The sequence below is a fragment of the Fluviicola sp. genome (assembly GCF_030151805.1).
Classification (GTDB): domain Bacteria; phylum Bacteroidota; class Bacteroidia; order Flavobacteriales_D; family Crocinitomicaceae; genus Fluviicola.
In genome coordinates, this window is record NZ_JASLCN010000442.1 from 1 (window position 1) to 6,765 (window position 6,765).

The 6,765-nt window shown below is 44.0% G+C and carries 2 protein-coding genes and 1 pseudogene; all 3 read right to left on the reverse strand.

Annotated elements, in window-relative coordinates:
• Window positions 1-4,925, reverse strand: a 4,925-nt coding sequence (locus Q1V93_RS16730) for an HYR domain-containing protein (RefSeq protein ID WP_300666242.1), incomplete at its 3' end; no start/stop codon positions are given.
• A gap of 319 nt (window positions 4,926-5,244) precedes the next feature.
• The gene (locus Q1V93_RS16735) at window positions 5,245-6,459 is read right to left on the reverse strand and encodes a SpoIIE family protein phosphatase (protein WP_300666244.1); all 1,215 of its coding nucleotides are present in this window, start codon (window positions 6,457-6,459) and stop codon (window positions 5,245-5,247) included.
• A 107-nt stretch (window positions 6,460-6,566) separates the two neighbouring features.
• Window positions 6,567-6,765: pseudogene (locus Q1V93_RS16740) on the reverse strand (hypothetical protein); the annotation flags it as partial.

Sequence of the window (6,765 nt, forward strand, 5' to 3'; positions counted from 1 at the left end):
CCGGCAGCTCCGCAAGATACGATAGTCGGTAGCTGATTATCACTCACTACTACATCGAATGTACAGAAGGAAGAGTTTCCTGAGCCGTCTGTGGCAGTCCAGGTTACGGTTGTTGTTCCGAGATTGAAAGTAACCCCTGAAAGACTGGTTCCTGTTCCTGTTGTTGCTCCGGTGAGAGCGTAGTTCACAGAAGCAACAGAACAATTGTCACTTGCACTCGCATTCCATGTGGTAGAAGTTTGAGTATAAGCACATTGCCCGGCATCAGAAACTACTGATTGATTACCGGTTGCACCACAGGATAGGATCATTGGTAACTGGCTGTCGCTTACCAATACATTGAATGTACAGGAAGAGGTATTTCCGGAGCCATCTGTAGCAGTCCAGGTAACGGTTGTTGTTCCGTGATTGAATACAACACCTGAAAGACTGATTCCCGTTCCCGATGTAGCACCTGTAAGGACATAGTTCACGGAAGCAACAGAGCAGTTGTCACTGGCACTTGCATTCCATGCATTTGAAGTCTGAGCGTATGTGCATTGTCCGGCATCCGCAACCACCGATTGATTACCGGTTGCACCACAAGATAAGATTGCGGGAAGCTGCGTATCATTTACCGTAACAGTAAACGTACAACTCGCTTTATTTCCTGCCGCATCCGTTGCAACCCAGGTAACGGTAGTTACTCCCAGGTTAAATTGAACTCCATTGAGAGAAGTTCCTGTACCTGTCGTTGCTCCGCTTAAACTATAAGCCAGCGAACTGACAGTACAATTATCCGTTGCAATTGCATTCCAGCTATTGCTGCTAAGGGTATAAGTACAAACCCCGGTATTCGCGTTCACTATCTGATTGCCGATAGCTGAACAATTGCTGATAAGCGGACTTTGATTATCACCAACAATTACATTAAATGTACAGACTGAAAAATTTCCGCTTCCATCCTGAGCTTCCCACGTTACCAACGTTGTTCCCTGGTTGAAAACAACACCATTCAATGTAGTTCCTGTGCCGGTAGTTGCACCACTCAGTGTATAAGTGACCGATACTACTGAACAATTATCTGCAGCGCTTGCATCCCAGGCGGTGCCGGTATGCGTATACGTACAAACACCTGTATCAGCCAACACATTTTGCGTTCCACTCCCTCCACAGGATATGATAGTCGGTAACTGATTGTCAGTTACCGTAACTGTGGTGGAGCAAGCCACCGAGTTTCCGGCAGCATCACTGACTGTCCAGGTAACGCTTGTTATTCCGAGGTTAAAAACAACGCCATCCAAAGAAGTTCCGGAACCCGTTGTTGCTCCGGATAAGTTGTAACGCACTGAATCAATACCACAATTATCTGTGGCTGCAACATCCCAGGCAGTGCCTGAATGCGTATAGGTACACACTCCGGTATTGGCCTGTACGGAAGCAGGTGTCGACGGACCGCATTGTGTAATAACCGGATTTACATTATCGGTAACAGTCACACGAAACACGCAGGTATCTGCATTTCCGAGTCCGTCTGTTGCCACCCACGTCACTGAAGTAACTCCTTGATTGAACACAATGCCCTGCAAGTTGATTCCGGTGCCCGTTGTAGCCCCACTTAAAGTATAAGTTAAACTTGCCGATAAACAGTTATCTGTCGCTGCAGCATTCCAGGATAAATTCGGAACGGTGTATGTACATGCAGTTGAACTTGTAAACACAGCTTTATCTGTTGTACAGGAAATGACAGGCGAAACGGTATCCAATACCGTTGTAACACTGGCAGAAGCCGAAACGGAACAGCCGTGTACATCGGTTATGTTTACCTGGTAGTTCCCGGCAATCAATCCGGAAATATCTTCAACTGTTGATGAATAAGATGATGGACCTGTCCACGCATAAGAATATGGAGCCGTACCACCTTGTACCGTAAGTGCAATTGCACCATCGCTTCCGCCGGCACAACCCACTTGTTGCGACATCGAAGTTGAGGCGGATAATACTTCAGGCTGATTGATGTAGACATCTACTGTTAATACAGTTGAACATCCATGTAAATCCGTTACGGTCATCTGATAAAGCCCCGTGTTTAACCCGGATAAATCCTGTGAAGTTGCAGTAAAACCGGAAGGACCTGTCCAGGCATAAGTATAAGGAACAGAACCACCAGCCACAGTTAAATCAATAGAGCCAAGTGAATTACCATAACATGGATTGTCTGTATAGGTATAAGTAGTTGATATCGCAGCAGGTTGCATGATTCCTACGCTTCCGGAAACATTGCAGCCTTTGGCATCGGTAACAACGACCGAATAGGTTCCCGGAGATAAGTGTATCAGATCCTCATGACTTGCAATGGTATTTCCTCCCAACGACCAGGAAAAAGTGTATGGATATGTCCCGCCGCTAACTGTCAGGTCAATTGTTCCATCGTTTGCGCCGTTACAGGAAACATTCGTTGGTACTAATGAAATGGAAAGCGGGGCCGGCTGCGTGATGGAAAAATTACTGAACGTTGAGCAGTTCTTGGAATCTGTTACCGTTACCGTATAATTCCCCGATGAGAGGTTACTGATATTCATAGTGTTATGCACCCCGTTTGACCAGGAGATTGAAAACGGTGAAGTTCCATTCGCGATTACCAAAGATGCCGCACCATTCGTCAAACCATTACAGCTTACCTTTGTTGCATTTACGGAAGCAATGAAATCATTACATGGTGGTTGGTTGATGTGAACGCTGTCGTTCAGCAAACACGAATTGGCATCTGTAATTGCAACCTGATATGTAAGACCACCTACTGCTGAAGACAAGTTGGTAGCAGTTTGTGTTGTTTGTCCGCCCGGCGTCCATAAATAAGCATAGCCCGGGGTACCTCCCAATGGATTTGCCATGGCAGAGCCATTACTTCCACCAATGGTGGATACATCCACATGTGTTACCGTATTTGTAATAACAGTAGGTTGTAGAATGGTAATCGCAGCCACATCCCGGCAACCTGAATTGTCTGTGACAGTCACACTATACGTTCCGGATGCAAGATTAGTCGCCGTTGTTCCTGTTTGTACCGGAGATGTATTCCAGCTGTAGGAAAACGGAGCCGTTCCGCCACTGACAATGCTTACGGTTGCAGAACCATCATGTCCGTCATGACAACTAACATTGGTACTGGAGCTGATTCCCACATCAAAAGTATTGCAGAAAGTATTATTGACAACAGCAGATTGAGTGATGGTACATCCGTGACTATCGGTAACAGTGACACTAACAATCCCTTCACAAAGGGAACCCGCAGTTGCTGTTGTCTGGCCGTTTGTCCATAAAATCGAATAGGGAGGCGTTCCGCCACTGATAGCAACAGAAGCAGTTCCGTTACACGTTGGTGAACTCGCTGTTGTAGTCGACAAATTCAAAGCTAAAGGCCCAGACTGGGCAACAGTTACCGAAGCTGTACCGTAGCACCCGTATTGATCCGTTACGGTCAGTAAATAAGTTCCGGCCGTTACCGAAATTGAATTTCCGGAAGAACCGGTGCTCCATAAATAAGTAAAGGGTGCAGTACCTCCCGCTTGCCCGGCATTAATAGTCGTTGAGCCATTATAGCAGGAAATATTGCCTGCCATCGGTTGAGAAACAACCGTATCAGAAAGCGTAATTGTCATTTGATCACTGCTGTTTAAACAACCACCACCCGCACCTGTTGAGGTGAACGCCAATGTAACGCTGCCATTGTTGATTTCTGCTGCTGACGGCGTATAGGAAGTAATCAAAGAAGATGCATTTGGTTGAAACGAACCGCTTCCACCCGACCAAACTCCACTTCCGGTAGTAGAAGTAGCCTGCAGCAGAACCGTAGGTCTGGTTGCACAAACAATTTGATCAGCACCTGCATTTACAACCGGAGTAGTCGCTATATTAACAGGAACAGATACAAAAGCATCCGGACACGTAGCAGTTGACAAATCATCAGTTACTTCCGCGGTATACGTTCCCGCCGCAGTGGCAGTATAGGTGCTGGAATTAGAAACAATTGTTCCGGAACTGTTGCGCCATCGGTAGGTATATATCCCGTTTCCACCTGTAGCGGTAGCGGTAAGCAAAACACCGCTTCCTCCCTGGCAGAACGTCGCCGGATTAGGAGTAGTAGTCACTGCTAAGGCACCGTAAGTATACAGACGTACCGTATCACAACTTTGAAAAACTCCACAAACCGCCGCTTGAGGTGTTCCGCAAATTTTGTAATCAATCCAACTCGGAGTGCCTAAACCGGGACTAAAACTTGGATTACTACAATTGGTACAGCTCAACAAGGAGTTGTATGCCCCCGGAGTAGTATTGCCCGTGGATGAATTGATCGAAGTAATCGTAATGCTATTCAATCCGAAAATGCTTAGCGGAAGTGAACAACCAATTCTCGTCGACTGATCTGCCGGGAATGTGGGCTTCGGTATTTGCCGGAAGATATACTTAATCTTGTTTTTTCCCGGCTTACTGTAAATGATTTTGTGAGGACCTGAACCCGTTATACATATCGGCGAACCTCCGGGAATTTGTACTCCGCATGAGCCTGGAGTCGTTAGATCGCCTCCTGAAATAATGTTGTAGTTTCCGGAACCTCCCGGATCAGCATAACCCGGAGCGACCACAATTTCAAATTGAGCTACATTCGGATTGAGTATGACATAAAAGGAAATATAGTTATCTCCATCACCGCAGCAGCCTGGTTGGCGTACCACTTCTGGTGTAGTGTATGACATATCCGGTGAGGCGGATAAGTCCAGATTAAAAAAGGGAACTGTCGCCGTGCATTCCGGAAGGTGGGTTTGTGCAAACGCATTTGGCGCGAAAAACCCATAAATAAATAGGAATGCATAAAATAGACGAACGCTCGGAAGGGCAAAAACACCCGTGCTTTTGCTCCCACTTTTGAGGAGTCGAGGCTTCATACGCTTAAAGTTGCAGTAACTCTGCTATATTATAACCTATTTAACGAATAATAAAGTTGTAAATCGTTTATTTTATATTTACCTTCGTCGAGAAATTAAATACACTTGTCGACTTTTTAAATTTATTCGTCGTAAAAAATAAAAATCTTACACACTCTCAAAAATCCTTTCTGAAGAAAAGGAACTTCAAACTAACAAGCTCTAAAAGCAGTTATTCACCGGTTGATTGTCCAGGATTCGGAACGAATAATTTGGAAGTGATTCACGTACTTAAATGACGAAAAAACACTTGAATTACGGCTCATACCGTTTTCCTTCTTCACAGCACTTTAAAACCAACGATTAAAATATCATCTGTTTGCTCCTCATGGGATCTGATTTTCCATTCTTCGATTGTTTCATTGAACACTTTTCGCTGCTCCGCCATGGTCAGATTTTGGATCGAAAGGATTAATTCCTGGAAATTTCTGTAATTGAATTTCTTCCCCTCTTCCCCGCCAAATTGGTCTGCATAACCATCGCTAAAAAGATAATAACTATCGCCCGATTCAATCGTTATCTGGTAACTCGTAAATTTTTTATCCGTGTTTTTTGAAAAAAGGTGAATCGGAATTTTATCCGTCGCCAACTTGATAAGTGTTCCGTTTTTCACCTGGTAAATCGGATTATAAGCTCCGGCATATTCCATGGTCATTTTTGATTTATCAATGACGCACAGCGCGATATCCATTCCATCTTTTATTTCATAACTGCTGTCAATGATTTTCTTATTCGCGTTTTGAAACTCATTGTTCAACTGATTTAATATATCAGCAGGATTTGTTTGCCCATAATCTGTAATGCATTTACTCAACAAATTGTTCCCGATAATACTGATAAATGCTCCCGGAACACCATGTCCGGTGCAATCACAGGCAGCAATAAAAATCTTATCATGATGTTCCTTGATCCAATAAAAATCCCCGCTTACAATGTTCTTTGGTTTAAGCAGTACAAAGGATTCTGCAAGAATGGCATCCAATTGTGCTTTTGAAGGAAATATTGCTTTCTGAATGAGTTTGGCATAACGGATACTCTCCAGCATATCCTTATTTTGCTGCTCGATAAGTTGCTGCTGCTGCAAAATCGGCGAGATGTCCAAAAAAGATGAAACCAGGTATCTTTGCCCGTTGATTTCCATATTTTCAATCGAACTTATTGCATAAATCACCCTTCCATCTTTCGCTTTGCATTTGATGGTTTCATTTTTTATTCGTCCTTTTTCCCGGATAATACTGGAAACCCGTTCATGTTCTATCGGATCCAGAATGCCTAGTTCACGCGCGTTTCGTCCAACCACTTCCGCTTCCTCAAAACCATATATTTCTACAAAACGTTTGTTTACCCTTAAATACCTTCTTTCTAATGTTGTTATGGACATACAGGCAGGACTGGAATCAAACACTGCCAAAAAAGTTTCCAGGTTTCCCTGAATCACTTTTTCGGCCATTTCCAAATCAGCGATTTCTATCGCATCCGAAAAGATGTTTTTCATGGTGTGAATAGTTTTACGTTACTACCTAATATACGCAATAATACTGAAAAACAGGGATTTGTTTAATATTTCCGGAGAATTGAAGCTGAAAGAAAAGGCCACTAAAACTACCAGCCTACTTCGCTGAAAAAGATGCCTTGCTGTATTTTTTCCAGGGCAAATTTCACTTCAGATAGCAGGTTTTCTGGTAAAGCAGTCAATGAAAACCAACTCAAGTCATCGCATTTATGCGGTTCCATGTTTTGTATATCTCCGTTCCACCTTTCTGCAGTAAGATACACATCCATATATTCGCGGTCAGACGCA